Raw genomic sequence first — 15,679 nt, forward strand, 5'->3', positions numbered from 1 at the left:
GCTGCTATCTCGTTGCGCAACAACAATTGGATTGAATCCGCGGCCCTCTTCTGACGTCGCATGTATGGAACGTAAACAGACACCTGGAAGTACCTCGCCGCCGGAGGTGTTGCCGTCGCTCATGGATCCTCGATCGGATTTTCAAGGAAGACGGACCGGCCGCTATGCATAGCAATTGCCACCTACCTCCTCCTCTTGTGTGCCCTAGCTGAGGTACTGATGCTACGTTTTGAAAGTAGCGGCCCAAGGTCGGGTCTCGCCTGATTCCGGCCACGCTTGGCGTGTGTTGCGTCAAACATCCGACGGAGAGGGCGTGGTCTCCAGCTGTCAATTGCCGGCCGCTTTGTAGGATCCACCGGGGCTGATTCCTGCCGGCTGCGGCGCTCAGCACACTGGCGGTAACTCAACCCGATAGCCGACCCCATACACCGACTCGACCACCTCAAAGCCTGGCAACTGCGCATCGATCTTGCGCCGCAAGTTCTTGATGTGGCTGTCGATCGTGCGGTCGCCAACCGCGAGCGCATCCGGGCGGACGAGCTCGAGCAAACGGGCGCGTGACCAGATCATGCCGGGCCGGCGGGCCATGGTCGAAAACAGCAGGAACTCGGTCGGCGTCAGGTCCAGCGCCTGGCCGCGGATGCGGGCGTCGCGGGCGGTGTCGTCGATCTCGATGATCGATGCCGGTGCGGCCGGTGCGCGATGCACGCGGCGCAGGATCACGCCGACGCGGGCGATCAGTTCGCGCGGGCTGAACGGCTTGCAGACGTAGTCGTCGGCGCCGGTCTCCAGGCCCAGCAGGCGGTCGATCTCTTCGACCTTGGCCGTCACCATGATGATCGGCACGTCAGAGAACTCGCGCACCGCGCGGCACAGCGCGATGCCGTCCAGCCCCGGGATCATCAGGTCGAGCAGGATCAGGTCGGGCGCCTGGGCCTGGATGGCCGCCAGTGCCTCGCGGCCGTCGCCGATCACGCGCGTCGTGTAGCCGGCCGCGGTGGCGTAGTCGGCCACGATCGCGGCCAGGTCGGGCTCGTCTTCGACGATCAGCAGCTGCGTGGTGGCCATCATCAGCCCTCCCGTGTCAGCGTCAAGGTGGCCCGCAGCCCACCCAGCGGCGAGTCAGAAAATTCGAGCCGGCCGCCATGGGCTTCGGCGATTTGCCGGCTCAGTGCCAGGCCCAGCCCGGCGCCGCCGAGTTGCCGGCTGCGCGAAGCATCGGCCCGGTAGAAGCGCTCACCCAGCCTGGCGAGCGAAGCCGGTGGCACACCGGGCGATGTGTCGTCGATGGTCACGCGCAGCGATGCACCGTTGGCCTCGCCGGCGATCAGCACGCGCCCGCCACGGTCGGTGTAGCGCAGGCTGTTTTCGAGCAGGTTGACCAGCACCTGGCGCAGCCGCCCGGCGTCGCCCTGCACGGTGGCCTGCGCCGGCACCTGGCCGACAGAAAGCGCCAGGCCGGCCGCGCTGAACCGGTCGGCAAAGGTCTGCGCCGTTTCGCTCACCAATGCCCACAGGTCGACCGACGCGAGGCTGTAGTCGAGCTGGCCCATGTCGGACCGGGCGAGCGCGCCGAGGTCGTCGACCAGCTTGCCGAGCGTCAGCGCCTGGCGCATCACGAGCTCGATGTTCTCGGGTGTCGGTGCACGCACGCCGTCGCGCAGCGCCTCGAGCTGGGCGCGCAACACGGCCAGTGGCGTGCGCAGCTCGTGCGAGGTGTTGGCGACCCATTCGCGACGCGAGCTCTCGGCCGCTTCGAGCTGCGCGGCAAGTTGGTCGAAGGTTCGCGCCAGTTCGCCCAGCTCGTCCGTGCGGCGCAGGTTCAGCCGGGTCTCGATCTGGCCGGCGCCCAGCCGCCGCGCGCCCTCCACGAGCCGGTGGATCGGCCGGCGGAAGCTCGCCGACAACAAGGCCGCCGCGACGATGGCCAACGCCAGGCAGGTGGCGCCGAGGATGGCCAGGTTGCGCTGCTGCTCGATCAGGAAGGCCACCACCAGATCGGTGTCCTGGTTGTCGGCCTTGGCGACCACCAGCATGCCGATTTCGCGCTGGCCATCATTCAATGCATAACTGACACGTTCGAGTGCCGCCGTGACGATGAGAAAGCGCTGTGCCACTGCGCCGGTCAGCAGTTGTTCGTCGGCATCGAGCAGCCCGACGCGGTAGCGCAGAGCTGCTGAGGCGACCGGCGCCGCGGCGTCATCGTCTGCCGCTGCCGCTTGCAGCCGCGCGATCTGCACGCCGAGCCACGCCTTGCGCTGCGCCGGGTTGGCCGGCAGGAACGACCAGTCCTGGTGCGCGCGGTAGCGCTGCAGCAGCTCGTCGCGCAGGCGCAGCACCACGGCCGCGTCGGCAGCCGCCACATGCGGCGAATGGGCCGACACGTTCCAGCGCACGAGTTCAAGCCCCACCGCGCCAATGGCCAGGAAAGAGCCCAGCACAGCCAGGAAGAGACGGGCGCCGAGGGTGAACCTCACCACCGCTCCGCTGCGCTGGCTGCCTGTTTCACGACACCGCCGATTTGGTGCGTGCGCGGCGGTCGCGGTCGATCGTCTGCAACAGCTCCCCCAGGCTCTCGCGGGCGGCTGTCGACATCGGCACGGGTTGGGCCAGCATCCAGCGGATCATCGCTTCGGACTGGCCGAGCTGCGCCGGGTGGTCGTGCAGCTGCTCGCAATACTGCTCGACCAGGTTGGCTGCTTCGATGTCGATCAGCGCGGACAACTGCGGCGCCGAGACGGTGACGCGCGTCTTGTGGACCTCGTCCCAGATGCAGGGCGCAGCGCCGGACTGGCGGACGAAGAAGCTGACGCGCCGGCTGACGCAGAACCAGAACGCCAGCAACTCTGYCGCATCGCCGATGACGGCCGCCACTTCACGCCGCTCGTCGAGTGACACCGCCTGCGGCTTGAACGACTCGGTGCCGTAGATGTTGTGAAACAGGCCGGCGACGCAGGTCTCTGGCGGACAGCCCCAACCGGCCAGGATGTCGTGCACACCCAGCAGGTGGTCTCGCGCCTTGCGGTTCACATGCGCGAACTCGGCGCTCTTCAAGCTGTCGAGGAAGGCCAGGTGTCGGCTGTCCATGGTCGTCGGCTCCGGGTCAGGCAGGCATTCTCACTGACAGACAGCCACCGGCTCGTCGTCATGGTGGGTGGGGCCGCCACGTTCGACCACCGTCTCGTCGATGCGGAAGACGTGGTCGGCGTGGTGGAAGTAGGCGTCGTCGTGGCTGATGGCGATCACGGTCTTGCCGCGCTCGCGCAGCTCGGGCAGCAGCTCGGCGTAGAAGAAGCGCTTGAACACCGGGTCCTGGTCGGAGGCCCATTCGTCGAACAGGTAGATCGGCCGGTCTTCGAGGTAAGAGACGATCAGTGCCACGCGCTTCTTCTGGCCGCTGGACAGGTCGACCGTCGAGAAGCGCCCGTCTTTCAGGCTGACCTTGTTCTCGATGCGCAGCTTGCGCAGGTACTCGGCCGCGATGTCGTTGCTGTGCACACCGCCCACGCCCATCAGCTGCTCGAACAGGTGGAAGTCGGCGAACACCGCCGAGAAGCGCTGCCGGTAGTGCTCGACGTTGGCCGGCGTGACCGGCACCCCGTTCATGCTGATCGTGCCGGACTCGGGCGCATACAGGCTCGACAGCACCTTGGCCAGCGTCGACTTGCCGCTGCCGTTCGAGCCGACGATGAACGAGATCTTGCCCTGCGGAATGTCCAGGTTCAGCGGGCCGAGACGGAAGGCCTTGACGTCGCCCAAGGGCGTGTACTCGTAGACGACGTTGCGCAGCGTCAGCAGCGGCGCATTGCTGACCGGCTCGCCGAACGGGTCGGCTGCTTCCAGCAACGGCACCTCATGGTCGAGGTCGGCTTCGAGCTTCTGGATCTTGCCCAGCGCCACGCTGGCCTGGCCGAAGGCGGGCATCGCATTCGAGATCGCGCCGATCGGGCCGATCAGGTACATCAGCGTCAGGCCGATCTTGACGCGCAGGTCCACCGGCATGGCCATGCCCAGCCAGCCGGGCACGGCGAACAGCAGCAGGCCGATCACCGCGTAGAACAGGATGTCGCCAAGGTTGATGATCCAGATGAACGCGCTGAAGCCGCGGATCACGCTGCGCCGATAAGCCTGCACCTCGGGTGCGATGACGCTGGAGACGAAGTGCTGGCCGCGCGGGCGGTTCAGCTGCAGCTCCTTGGTGCCTTCGAGCAGGTCGCGGAACAGCCGGTACACGGTGTCGAGCTGTTCGCGCACCGCGCGGATCTGGCTCGTCGGGAAGCGCTGCGCCAGCCTGAAGCCGGTGAAGCAGACCACCAGCGCGACGCTGAACATCAGGAACCAGGCCCACGACAACCAGGCCAGGTAGGCCATCGAGCACAGCACGACCACGCCGCCGGCAAAGACCTGCGGTGCCAGCTGCAGGCTGTTGGCGAAGTTGTCGATGTCCTTGCTCAGCACGACTAGCAGCTTCGGGTTGCCGATCTCTTCGAGCTTGCGCAGCGGGCTGGCGAGGATGCGCGCGCTGATGCGCAGGCGCATGTCGCGCACGGCGTCGTGCGTCAGGCGCAGGACGATCAGTTGCGTGCTGCAGCGGGTCAGCAGCTGCGCCAAGCACAGGCCGGCGAACACCAGGCCGAACGGGTACGTCACCGGGCTGTCGGTGATGCCGTCGGTCAGCACCTTGATCAGGGCCGTGCCGCTGAGGCCACTGCCGATCGCGGCCAGCATCGCCATGGTGATCGGCCACCGAGCGCTGGCATGGAAGAAACGAATGAGGTTCATCGGCGGGTCCGCGGCGGCATCGATCAAATGGGGCCGGCCCGCGTGCTTGCGCACACCGGCCGGCGGTTGGGTGGGGCGGGTCGTGCGCAGCACGGCGCACGACACCGCCCCGGGTCAACACCGTCAGGCGCTGGTGCCTTCCACCACGGCGGTGCTGCGCAGCGCCGATTCAACCTGGCGGTCCTTGCCATGCAGGTGGCGCAGGTAGTCCAGGCAGCTCGGCAGCTCGGCCTTCAGCTCGGTGCCGCGGTGCTTCAGCGTGGTGAACAGCGCCTTGGCTTGCTCGACCTTCTCGGGCCGGTAGCGCAGCTTGGCCATCACGTTCTCGGGCAGGCATTCCATGCCGGCGAAGACGCAGTAGAAGCTGCCGTTCTGCCAGAAGTTGCGGAACTCGGCCTCGAAGCTGGTGTAGTAGGCCGTCTCGTCCGTCACCGGCATGTTCACCGGCAGGCCCGCCTTGTAGGTGGCCAGCGTGTGCTTCATGCTGTCCGACAGGTACAGGTCGTTCTTGTTGGCGAGCCAGAAGTCGGTGTCGTCGCGCGAGGTGGTGAAGTAGTGCGCCTGCACGAAGTCACGGCAGTCGTCGAACATCGTCTCGATCTCTTCATTGAAGCGGTTGATCGTGGTCTGGTTGAAGCCCTTGTCGGGGAAGTGCTTGACCAGCTGGTAGATCGCCGCATAGATGAAGTAGATGCCGGTCGACTCGAGCGGCTCGAGGAAGCACGACGACAGGCCGATCGACACGCAGTTCTGCACCCACGCGCGCCGGTTGCGGCCGGTGCGGAAGCGGATCTGGTTCAGCTTGACGTTGTTCGGGTTCAGGTTCCACAGCTTCAGGAAGTCGCTCGTGGCTTCGTCTTGCGAGACGAAGTCGCTGGCGTAGACATAGCCCGAGCCGAAGCGGCCCAGCATCGGGATCTTCCAGGTCCAGCCGGCCTTCATCGCGATGGCCGAGGTGTAGGGCTCGATGCCGTTGGCCTCGTCGTCGTGCGGCACGGCCGTGGCCACGGCGCTGTCGCACAGCAGCTGGTTCTTCATGTCGATGAACGGCTCTTTCATCGCCTGGTTGATCAGCAGCCCCTTGAAGCCCGAGCAGTCGATGAACAGGTCACCTTCGAAGCGGCCCTTGGTCTTGGTGACCAGCGCGGCGATGCTGCCGTCCGCGTTGTGCTCGACGGTGCCGAGTTCGTCGATGACGTGGTTCACGCCCCAGCCGACCGCCAGCTTGCACAGGTAGGCCGCCACGAGATGCGCGTCGAAGTGCCAGGCGTAAGACATCACGCGGGTGCCGTCGAGCATGCGCGGCGAGAGCTTGGCGTCCAGCAGCGGAGCCTGCATGTAGCAGGCGTAGTCGACGCCCTCGTCGTTGCCGGTGGCTTCGCGACGGTGCATCCAGTACTGCGACAGCGGGATGTTGTCGACGTTGGGCATCAGCCCGAAGTGGTGATAGAAGTAGTCTTTGCCGCGCGAGTCCGGCGCCTTGCGCCAGTTGACGAACTTGATCGCGCCTTTGAACGACGCATTGCACTCACGCATCCACTCGTCTTCGGGCACGCCGAGGAAGTCGAAGAACGAGCGTTGCAGATTGGGGATGGTGGCTTCACCAACGCCGATCTTGGGGATCGTCGCCGCCTCGATCAACGTGATGTCGATGTTCTTGCCGAAGGTCTTGCTGAGGTACGAAGCGGTCATCCAGCCCGCCGTGCCGCCGCCGAGGATCACTACCTTGCGAATCAGGTTTTCCATGATGTTTCCAGAGTCCGTTGAATTGATGTAGGGGTCGAGCGCCCAGGGCGGCCGCGGCATGCGGCGGCCCGGTCGGGAAAAGAGCTAAGGAGTCATGTCATCGCGGCGTCTCCTTTCACCCGCAGTGGGCACATGAGCCACCGCACTGCGGCGGAGCGCAAATCTTGTGGGTGCGTGCGCTTCATGCCGGCATCTCCGCGCCCAACAGCAGCGGCTTGATCCAGGCGGCCAGCGCGTCGACGTGCGGCGGCGCCAGCATGGTCAGGTGGTTGCCCGGCGCGTGCCAGAGCCGCGCCTGCGGGGCATGCTCGAGCCACGCCGAGAACGCCTCATCGGGCTGGCCGGCGGCCTCGACATCGGGGCTGTCTTCCATCGCCACCGCCAGGTGCAGCCGCCCTGCGTAAGGCGCGGTGGGCTTGTAGTCGGCGTTGATGTTGCGGTTGAAGACCTGGACGACGCCTCGCAGGGCTTGCAGGTTGGTGCGCGGCGGCATCAACCGGGCCTCGACCAGCTTCGACAACAGCAGGCGCAGTTGCTGTTCAGGGTCGAGCGGCGCAAAGCTGGCCACGTCCAGCCCCAGCGGCTGTGTGGCGTGCAGCTCGAACAGCGAGGCCAACTTGGCCAGCACCTCGGCGCGCGTGTAGAAGCGCTGCGGCACCTGCGGGTCGGTTGGCGCGTTCGAGTCCAGCACGATGACTGTCGCCGGCGCACGGCCCTGCTCAGCCAGCTGGCGCGCGATCTCGGTGACGACCCAGCCGCCATACGAATGGCCGACCAGGTGGTACGGGCCCGACGGCGCCGTGTTGACGATCGTCGCGGCATAGGCACGCGCCGCGGCCGGCACATCCACGTACGGCATCATCGTGCCGCACAGCCCGCGCGGCTGCAGGCCATGCAGCGGGATGTTCGGCCCGAGCGCCTGCGCCAGGTGCGTGAACGCGGTGACGCTGGCGCCGGCACCGGGCACGCAGAACACCGGCGCCACGTCGGCGCGGCCACTCTGGATCGAGATGCGCGGCGAGTACAGCTGCTCTTCGCAGACCAGCGCGCCCTCCTCCCCCTGCACCAGCGCCGACCACAGCGCACGGGCCAGGCCCGGCGCATGTGCCGAGTCCAGCATGCCGTGGTGGCTGCCGGCCACCGGGTGCAGGCGCAGCCGGGTGCCGAGCTTGTCCTGCCAGCCGCGTGTCGCATCGCGGCGCACCTCGCCCTGGGCCGCAAAGTAGGCCACCGGCACGGTGATGGTCGCCGGCACGTACTGCTGGACGGCGACAGACAAGCCGTGCCTGACTTCGAGGTGCCGCTCAATGTCTTCGAGCGCCAGATCGGCCGGCAGCAAGCCCTCGGCCTGGCACAGCGCGACCATCGCGTCCAGCTCGCCGGCATCGGCCAGCGCCTGCAGCCGCCCGCGCACGGCCGCCGAAGCAGCATCGGGCAAGACCTCGACCAGCAGCATCGTGCGGGCACGGCGCGTGTCCTCGCCGGCAGGCGCCGCGCGGTAGGCCGCCACCGTGTCCAGCAGGCCGACGAAGCCGACCTTGTGGCCGGCGCCAATCAGTTGCTGCGCCATCTCGTAGGCGATCGTGCCGCCGAGCGACCAGCCGGCCAGGCGGTACGGGCCCTCGGGCTGCAAACGCCGGATGTCAGCGACATACGCCTGCGCCATCGCCTCGACACTGCGCTGCACCGGCTCGCCGGCCATGAAACCGCTGGCCGCGACGCCGTACACCGGCAGTTCGGCGTCGAGCGACTTGGCCAGTTCACGCGCATAGCCGACCTCGCCGTCACCGGCATGGACCAGGAACAGCGGTGGCAAGGTGCCGCCGGTGCGGATCGGAACCAGCGAAGTGCGGCCTTGCTGAACTGGTGCAGAGGCATCGGGCTGCGCCGCTTCGCTGCGCGCGGGTTCACCTGACGAGGCCGCCTGCGCCACAGCCGCGGCCATGGCGGCCAGTGCCGAGTGCGCGAAGACAGCTTGCAGTGGCAACTCGGCGCCCAGTTCGCGCCGAAGCCGCGAGACCAGGCGCACGGCCAGTAGCGAATGCCCGCCGAGCGCGAAGAAGTCGTCACGGCGACCGACGGTTTCGACGCCCAGCAACTCGCCCCACAGCTTCGCCAGCCGCGTCTCGGCGTCGCCTTGCGGCGCTTCATAGGCAGCCTGCGCCAGCGACTGCGCATCGGGTGCCGGCAGCGCGTGACGGTCGAGCTTGCCGGTGGTGCTGAGCGGCATGCGCTCCATGCGCACGAAGGCCGACGGCACCATGTAGTCCGGCAGGGCCGTGCCCAGTCGAGCACGCAGCGCAGAAGCGTCGAGCTCGCTGTCGGCGACGCAGTAGGCGACCAGGCGCTTGTCGCCAGGCGTGTCCTCGCGGGCGATGACCACCGCGTCGGCGATGCTGTCTTGCGCCACCAGCTGCGCTTCGATCTCGCCCAGCTCGATGCGGAAGCCGCGGATCTTGACCTGGAAGTCGTTGCGGCCGAGGTACTCGACGCTGCCATCGGCCTGGACGCGGCCGAGGTCACCGGTCTTGTACATGCGGCCACCGTTGAACGGGTCGTCGATGAAGCGCTCGGCCGTCAGCTCGGGCCGGTTCAGGTAGCCGCGCGCGACCCCTGCACCGCCGACATACAGCTCGCCGGTCACACCCACAGGCACCGGCTCGCGCCGCGCGTCGAGCACGTACAGACGCAGGTCGGGGATGCGTTTGCCGATCGGGCTCGGGCCGGTCTTGTCGGCATCGGCCGCCGTCAGCGGGCAGTACGTGACATGCACCGTCGTCTCGGTGATGCCGTACATGTTGACCAGCTGCGTGCTGGTGTTCGCCGGCTGCGCGTACCAAGGCTTCAGGCTGGCCATCTCCAGCGCCTCGCCACCGAAGACCACGGTGCGCAGACGATGGTGCAGCGGGCTCTCGGCTTGCGCCGCCACCAGTTGGCGGAAGGCGCTGGGCGTCTGGTTCAGCACCGTCACGCCGCGTTGGCACAGCAGCTCGTAGAACGCCGACGGGCTGCGGCTGACCAGGTGCGGCACCACCACCAGCCTGCCGCCGTGCAGCAGCGCGCCCCAGATCTCCCAGACCGAGAAGTCGAAGGCGGACGAGTGGAACAAGGTCCACACGTCGTCGGCACCGAAGTGGAACCAGGGCTGTGTCGACGTGAACAACCGCGTCACCTGGCGGTGTTCGACTAGCACGCCTTTGGGCAGGCCGGTGGAGCCCGAGGTGTAGATCACATAGGCCAGGTGATGCGGTGCCAKGCCGAGGCGGGATGCGTCGGGGTCGACGGTGCTGGCGTTGGCCGTTTCAGGCGATTGGCCACCGTCGTCGAGCACCAGTTGCTGGCAGGCGCCGGGCGCCAGCGTGTGCTGCAGGCTTGCTTGCACGAGCAGCGCGGTGGGTGCACTGTCCGACAGCATGTGCTGCAGGCGTTCAGCCGGGTAGGCAGGGTCGAGCGGCACGTAGGCGCCGCCGGCCTTGAGCACTGCGAGCAGGCTCACGACCAGACCCAGGTTGCGTTCCATGCAGACCGCGACGCGGTCATCCGGCCGCACGCCGAGCGCGATCAGGTGATGCGCCAGCTGGTTGGCGCGGGCGTTGAGCTGCGCGTAGGTCAACGTGTCGTCGCCGAACTCAAGCGCGATGCGGTCGGGTGTGCGGCGTGCGCAATCTTCGAAGCGCTGGTGGATCAGGGCTGGCGCGGTCGGTGCGGTGGCGACGTCATGGGCCACCAGCGCGGTGCGCTCGGTGGCAGTCAGCAGCGGCAGTTGCTGCACGCGGCATTGCTCGTCGGCCACCATCGCTTCGAGCAGCGTGCGCCAATGGGCGAGCCAACGCTCAACGGTGGAGCGGTCGAACAGCTCGGTCGCAAAATGCAGCGACGCGGCCAGGCCATCGGCCGTGTCGACCACCGTCAGCGACAGGTCGAACTGCGAGGTCGACCGGCCGGTCGGCAGGCCGCTGACGCTCAGGCCTGGCAAGGCCGGCGCTTCGCCACGCGGCGCGTTGTCGACCGACATCGCGACCTGGAACAGCGGCGCATGGCTCAGGCTGCGTGTCGGCTGGATCGCCTCGACGACCTGCTCGAACGGAATGTCCTGGTGCGCATAGGCCGCCACCGTGTCGGCCTTGACGCGGGCCAGCAGCGCCGCGACCGTCGGGTCGTCCGCGAGGTTCAGGCGCAAGGCCAGCGTGTTGACGAAGAAACCGATCAGGTCTTCGACCTCGCGCCGCTGGCGGTTCGCCACCGGCGTGCCGATGACCACGTCGTGCTGGCCACTCAGGCGCGCCATCAGCACGCCCCAGCTTGCCAGCAGCGTCATGAACAGCGTCGTGCCGTGGCGCTGGCCGAGGGCCTTCAGGCTCTGGCTCAGCTCGGGGCTGAGGCGCAATGCGATGTTGTCGCCGGCGTAGCGTTGCACCGCCGGGCGCGGTCGGTCGAGCGGCAGGTCCAGAAGCTCCGGTGCGCCGGCCAGGTGGCCCTTCCAGTAGTCGACCTGCGCTTGCAGTGCTTCGCCTTGCAGCCAGCCGCGCTGCCACGCCGCGTAGTCGGCGTACTGCAGCACCAACCGCGGCAGTGGGTCGGGTCGGCCCTGGCTGAACGCGGTGTACAGCGTGCCTACTTCCTTGACCAGCACACCGTTGGACCAGCCGTCGGTGACGATGTGGTGCAGGTTGATCAGCAGTACGTGCTCGGTCGGCGACAGCACCAACAGGCGGCCGCGAACCAAGGGGCCGTGTGCCATGTCGAAGGGCTGGCCGAACACCTCGTTGCCCAGCCGCTCAAGCTGCCGCTGCTGCGCATCGGCGCTGAAGCCGGTCAGGTCATGCTCGATCAGCGAGAAGCCGACACCTTCATCGGCAATGCGCTGCACCGGTTCGCCGTCTTCGAGCAGGAAGGTCGTGCGCAGCACTTCGTGGCGCGCGACGATGCGATCCAGGGTGGCCTTCAGCGCTGCGCGGTCGAGCGTGCCTGAGAGCCGCAAGCCCACGGGCATGTGGTATGCCGCACCGGCGGCCTGGTCGAACTGGTCGATGAACCACAGCCGTTGCTGGGCCCATGACAACGGCAGCGGTTTGCTGCGGTCTGCCAGCGTGATGGCCTGCATGCGCGTCGCATCGGCATTCGACAAGCGGGCGCTGAAGTCCGCCAGCTGCGGGTGCGAGAACAGCTCGCCCAGTGGCACTTCGACGCCCATCGATTGGCGCAGCCGCGACACCAGCCGCACGGCCAGCAACGAGTGGCCACCGAGTTCGAAGAAGTCGTCGCGCCGGCCAACACGCTCGGCACCGAGCAGTTCTTGCCACAGGCCAGCGACTGCGATTTCTGTTTCGCCTTCCGGTGCCTCATAGGCACTGCTCGCGAGTGCTGCTGCATCGGGCGCCGGCAGCGCCGTGCGATCCAGCTTGCCGTTCGGCGTCAGCGGCCAAGTCGCCAGCGTCACGAACGCTGAGGGCACCATGTAGTCGGGCAGCGCTTGCGCCAGTTGTGAACGCAACGCTGTGGGCTCGACGACATCGCCTTCATCGACCCGCAAGTAGGCCACCAAGCGTTGGTCGCCAGGCCGGTCTTCGCGGGCCAGTACCGTGGCTTCGGCCACGCCTTCGCAGCGCGCCAGTGCCGCTTCGATCTCACCGAGTTCGATGCGGAAGCCGCGCAGCTTGACCTGGAAGTCGTTGCGGCCGACGTACTCGATGTGGCCGTCAGGCAACCAGCGTGCGAGGTCACCGGTCTTGTACAAGCGGCCACCCGGTGCGAACGGGTCGTCGATGAAACGCTCGGCGGTCAGTTCGGGCCGGTTCAGGTAGCCACGCGCGACACCGGCGCCACCGATGTAGATCTCACCGGTCACGCCTGCGGCGACCGGCTGGCGCTGTGCGTCCAGCAGGTGCACGGTCACGTTCTGCAGTGGCCGGCCGATCGTCGGCACGGGGCCTGTGGTGCGAAGGTCTGCGACGGTCGCATCGACCGTGCACTCSGTMGGGCCGTACAGGTTGAACGCGCGGAACTGCGCCGCCTGCAGCGCACGCCAGCGCGMCGCACCGATCGCCTCGCCGCCGATCARCACCGTCTTCGCGCGGCATGGCGGCCGCTCCAGCAGCCCGGCGTCGCACATCATCTCCAACTGCGCCGGCGTGCAGTCGAACACGTCGACTTCGTTTTGCTCCAGCCAGTCGACAAACGCGGCACCATCGGCACGCACCTCGGTCGGCACGAAAACGAGGCAGTGGCCAGCCATCAGCTGTGCGATGACCTTGACCGACGCATCAAACGTGAAGCTCGCGTTCAACGCGAAGCGCGAGCGGGCGTCGACCTGTTCGAACACCGTGCGCTCCAGCGCCTGCCACAGGTTCAGCACGCTGCGGTGCTCGACCATCACGCCCTTGGGCATGCCGGTCGAGCCCGAGGTGTAGATCACGTAGGCCAGGTGGGCTGAAGTCAAGCCGCTGACCTGAGGATCGTGCTGCGGCTGGCGCACCAGCATCGGGTCGTCGTCCAGCACCACCACCGGCCGCAGGCCTTGCGCCGGCAGGTCGTCCTGCACCGCGTCTTCCGTCAGCAGCACCACCGGCGCACAGTCGTCCAGCAGTTGCGCCAGGCGCCCGACCGGTTGCGTCGGGTCCAGCGGCACGTAGCCCGCACCGGCCTTCAGGATGCCCAGCAGGCCGATCATCATCGGCAGCCCGCGGTCCACACACAGCGCCACGCGGTCACCGGGTTTGACGCCGAGCGCCAGCAGCCGGTGCGCGACCTGGTTGGCGCGGCGATTCAGCTCACCGTAGCTCAGCGACTCGCCGGCGTGCACCACCGCTGGCGCATCGGGCTGCAGCTCAGCCTGCTGCTCGATCAGCTCGTGTACCAAGCGCTCGCGCGGGTAGCTTGCGGCGCCGCCGTCGGCCCACATCGCCAGGCGCTCACGCTCGCCCGGCAGCAGCAACGGCAACTGCATCACGGCCGCGTTGTCCTCGGCGGCCATCGCGGCCAGCACACCTTCGAAACGCGCCAGCAGATGCTCGATCGTCGCGCGATCGAACAGGTCCACTGCGTAGACCATGCTGCCGCTGACCACTCCGCCCTGCTCCGCCACGGTCAGCGAGGTGTCGAAGTGACTGACGACCTCGGTCGACTCCAGCGATTGCAGCTGCAGGCCCGGCCACACAGGCGCTTCGCCGACGGCCATGTTGTTGACCGTCAGCATGGTCTGGAACAGCGCGTGGTAGCTACGGCTGCGCGGGGGCTGCACGGCCTCGACGACTTGTTCGAACGGGATGTCCTGGTGCGCGTAGGCCGCCAGCGTGTTGGCCTTGGTGCGAGCCAGCAGCTCGGCCACGCTGGGCTCGTCATGCAGTTGCACCCGCAAGGCCAGCGTGTTGATGAAGAAGCCGATCAGGTCTTCGACCTCGCGCCGCTGGCGGTTGGCCACCGGGGTGCCGATGACCACGTCGTTCTGGCCGCTCAGGCGCGCCATCAGCACGCCCCAGCCGGCCAAGAGCGTCATGAACAACGTCGTGCCATGGCGCTGACCGAGCGCCCTCAAACCTTGGCTCAGCTCGGGGCTGAGGCGGAACGCGATGCTGTCGCCCTCGTAACGCTGCACCGCGGGGCGCGGCCGGTCTGTCGGCAGTGCCAGCAGCTCAGGCGCACCGGCCAGGTGGCCTTTCCAGTAATCTACCTGCGCTTGAAGCGCTTCGCCTTGCAGCCATCCGCGCTGCCACGCGGCGTAGTCGGCGTACTGCAGCACCAGCCGCGGCAGCGGGTCGGGTCGACCGTGGCTGAAGGCGGTGTACAGCGTGCCGACTTCCTTGACCAGCACGCCGTTGGACCAGCCATCGGTGACGATGTGGTGCAGGTTGACCAGCAGCACGTGCTCGGTGGCCGACAAGGCCAGCAGTCGGCCGCGGATCAACGGGCCGCGTGCCATGTCGAAGGGCTGGCCGAAAACTTCGGTGCTCAGCCGCTCAAGTTGTCGCTGCTGCGCATCGGCGCTGAAGCCGGTCAGGTCATGCTCGATCAGCGAGAAGCCGACGCCTTCATCGGCAATGCGCTGCACCGGCTCGCCGTCTTCCAGCACAAAGGTCGTGCGCAGCACCTCATGGCGCGCGACGACGCGGTCCAGCGTCGCCTTGAGCGCGGCCTTGTCGAGCGTGCCGACCATCCGCAGGCCCACGGGCATGTGGTACGCCGCACCGGCGGCCTGGTCGAACTGGTCGATGAACCACAGCCGTTGCTGGGCCCATGACAGCGGCAGCGGCTTGGTCCGGTCTGCCAGCGTGATCGCCTGCATGCGCGTCGCATCGGCGTTCGACAAGCGGGCGCTGAAGTCCGCCAGGTGYGGGTGCGAGAACAACTCGCCCAGTGGCACTTCGACGCCCATCGATTGACGTAGCCGCGACACCAGCCGCACGGCCAGCAGCGAGTGGCCTCCGAGCTCGAAGAAGTCGTCGCGCCGGCCGACGCGCTCGGCGCCGAGCAGTTCTTGCCACAGCGACGCGACCATCTGTTCGGTCTCGCCTTCGGGTTCTTCATAGGCGCTGCTGGCCAGTGCCGCCGCGTCCGGCGCGGGGAGCGCTGTGCGGTCGAGCTTGCCGTTGGGCGTCAGCGGCCAGCTCGCCAGCGTCACGAACGCCGACGGCACCATGTAGTCGGGCAGTGCTTGCGTCAGCTGCGCACGCAATGCCGTCGGTTCGACCACGTCGCCTTCGTCAACGCGCAGGTACGCGACCAGGCGCTGGTCACCGGGCCGGTCTTCACGTGCCAGCACCGTGGCCTCGGCAACGCCTTCGCAGCGTGTCAGCGCCGCTTCGATTTCACCGAGTTCGATGCGGAAGCCGCGCAGCTTGACCTGGAAGTCGTTGCGGCCGATGTACTCGATGTGCCCGTCGGGCAACCAGCGCGCGATGTCGCCGGTCTTGTATAGACGCTCGCCCGGGTTGAACGGGTCGTCGATGAAACGCTCGGCCGTCAGCTCGGGCCGGTTCAGATAGCCACGGGCCACACCCGCGCCACCGATGTAGATCTCACCGGTCACGCCGGCAGCCACCGGCTGGCGCTGTGCGTCCATCAGGTGCACCGTCACGTTCTGCAGCGGCCGGCCGATCGTCGGCACGGGGCCTGTGGTGCGAAGGTCTGCGACGGTCGCATCGACCGTGCACTC

Annotated in this window: 6 protein-coding genes; all 6 read right to left on the minus strand. The window is 67.7% G+C overall.

Features of this window, described 5'->3' with window-relative positions:
- Positions 1-384: 384 nt before the first annotated feature.
- Positions 385-1,071, minus strand: a complete 687-nt coding sequence (locus AC1DYI_RS12340; RefSeq protein WP_477204406.1) for a response regulator — start codon at positions 1,069-1,071, stop codon at positions 385-387.
- A complete protein-coding gene (locus tag AC1DYI_RS12345; RefSeq protein ID WP_477204407.1) occupies positions 1,071-2,477 on the minus strand; it encodes an ATP-binding protein in 1,407 nt (468 codons plus the stop codon). The genes AC1DYI_RS12340 and AC1DYI_RS12345 overlap by 1 nt, the downstream gene beginning before the upstream one ends.
- A 28-nt stretch (positions 2,478-2,505) precedes the next feature.
- A complete protein-coding gene (locus AC1DYI_RS12350; protein ID WP_477204408.1) occupies positions 2,506-3,087 on the minus strand; it encodes a DUF6817 domain-containing protein in 582 nt (193 codons plus the stop codon).
- Between the two features lie 30 nt (positions 3,088-3,117).
- On the minus strand, positions 3,118-4,782 hold the full coding sequence (locus tag AC1DYI_RS12355) for a cyclic peptide export ABC transporter (protein WP_477204409.1): 1,665 nt from the start codon (positions 4,780-4,782) through the stop codon (positions 3,118-3,120).
- Positions 4,783-4,905: 123 nt separating this feature from the next.
- Positions 4,906-6,528: a tryptophan halogenase family protein gene (locus tag AC1DYI_RS12360; protein WP_477204410.1), complete on the minus strand. Its 1,623-nt coding sequence runs from the start codon at positions 6,526-6,528 to the stop codon at positions 4,906-4,908.
- A 181-nt stretch (positions 6,529-6,709) separates the two neighbouring features.
- Positions 6,710-15,679, minus strand: an 8,970-nt coding sequence (locus AC1DYI_RS12365; RefSeq protein WP_477204411.1) for an amino acid adenylation domain-containing protein, incomplete at its 5' end; no start/stop codon positions are given.

It is taken from the genome of Ideonella sp. P3_A4 (assembly GCF_056403075.1).

Coding starts and splice junctions, on each gene's coding strand:
- AC1DYI_RS12340 (WP_477204406.1), bottom strand. CDS start 1,071: ATGATGGCCACCACGCAGCTGCTGATCGTCGAAGACGAGCCCGACCTG.
- AC1DYI_RS12355 (WP_477204409.1), bottom strand. CDS start 4,782: ATGAACCTCATTCGTTTCTTCCATGCCAGCGCTCGGTGGCCGATCACC.
- AC1DYI_RS12360 (WP_477204410.1), bottom strand. CDS start 6,528: ATGGAAAACCTGATTCGCAAGGTAGTGATCCTCGGCGGCGGCACGGCG.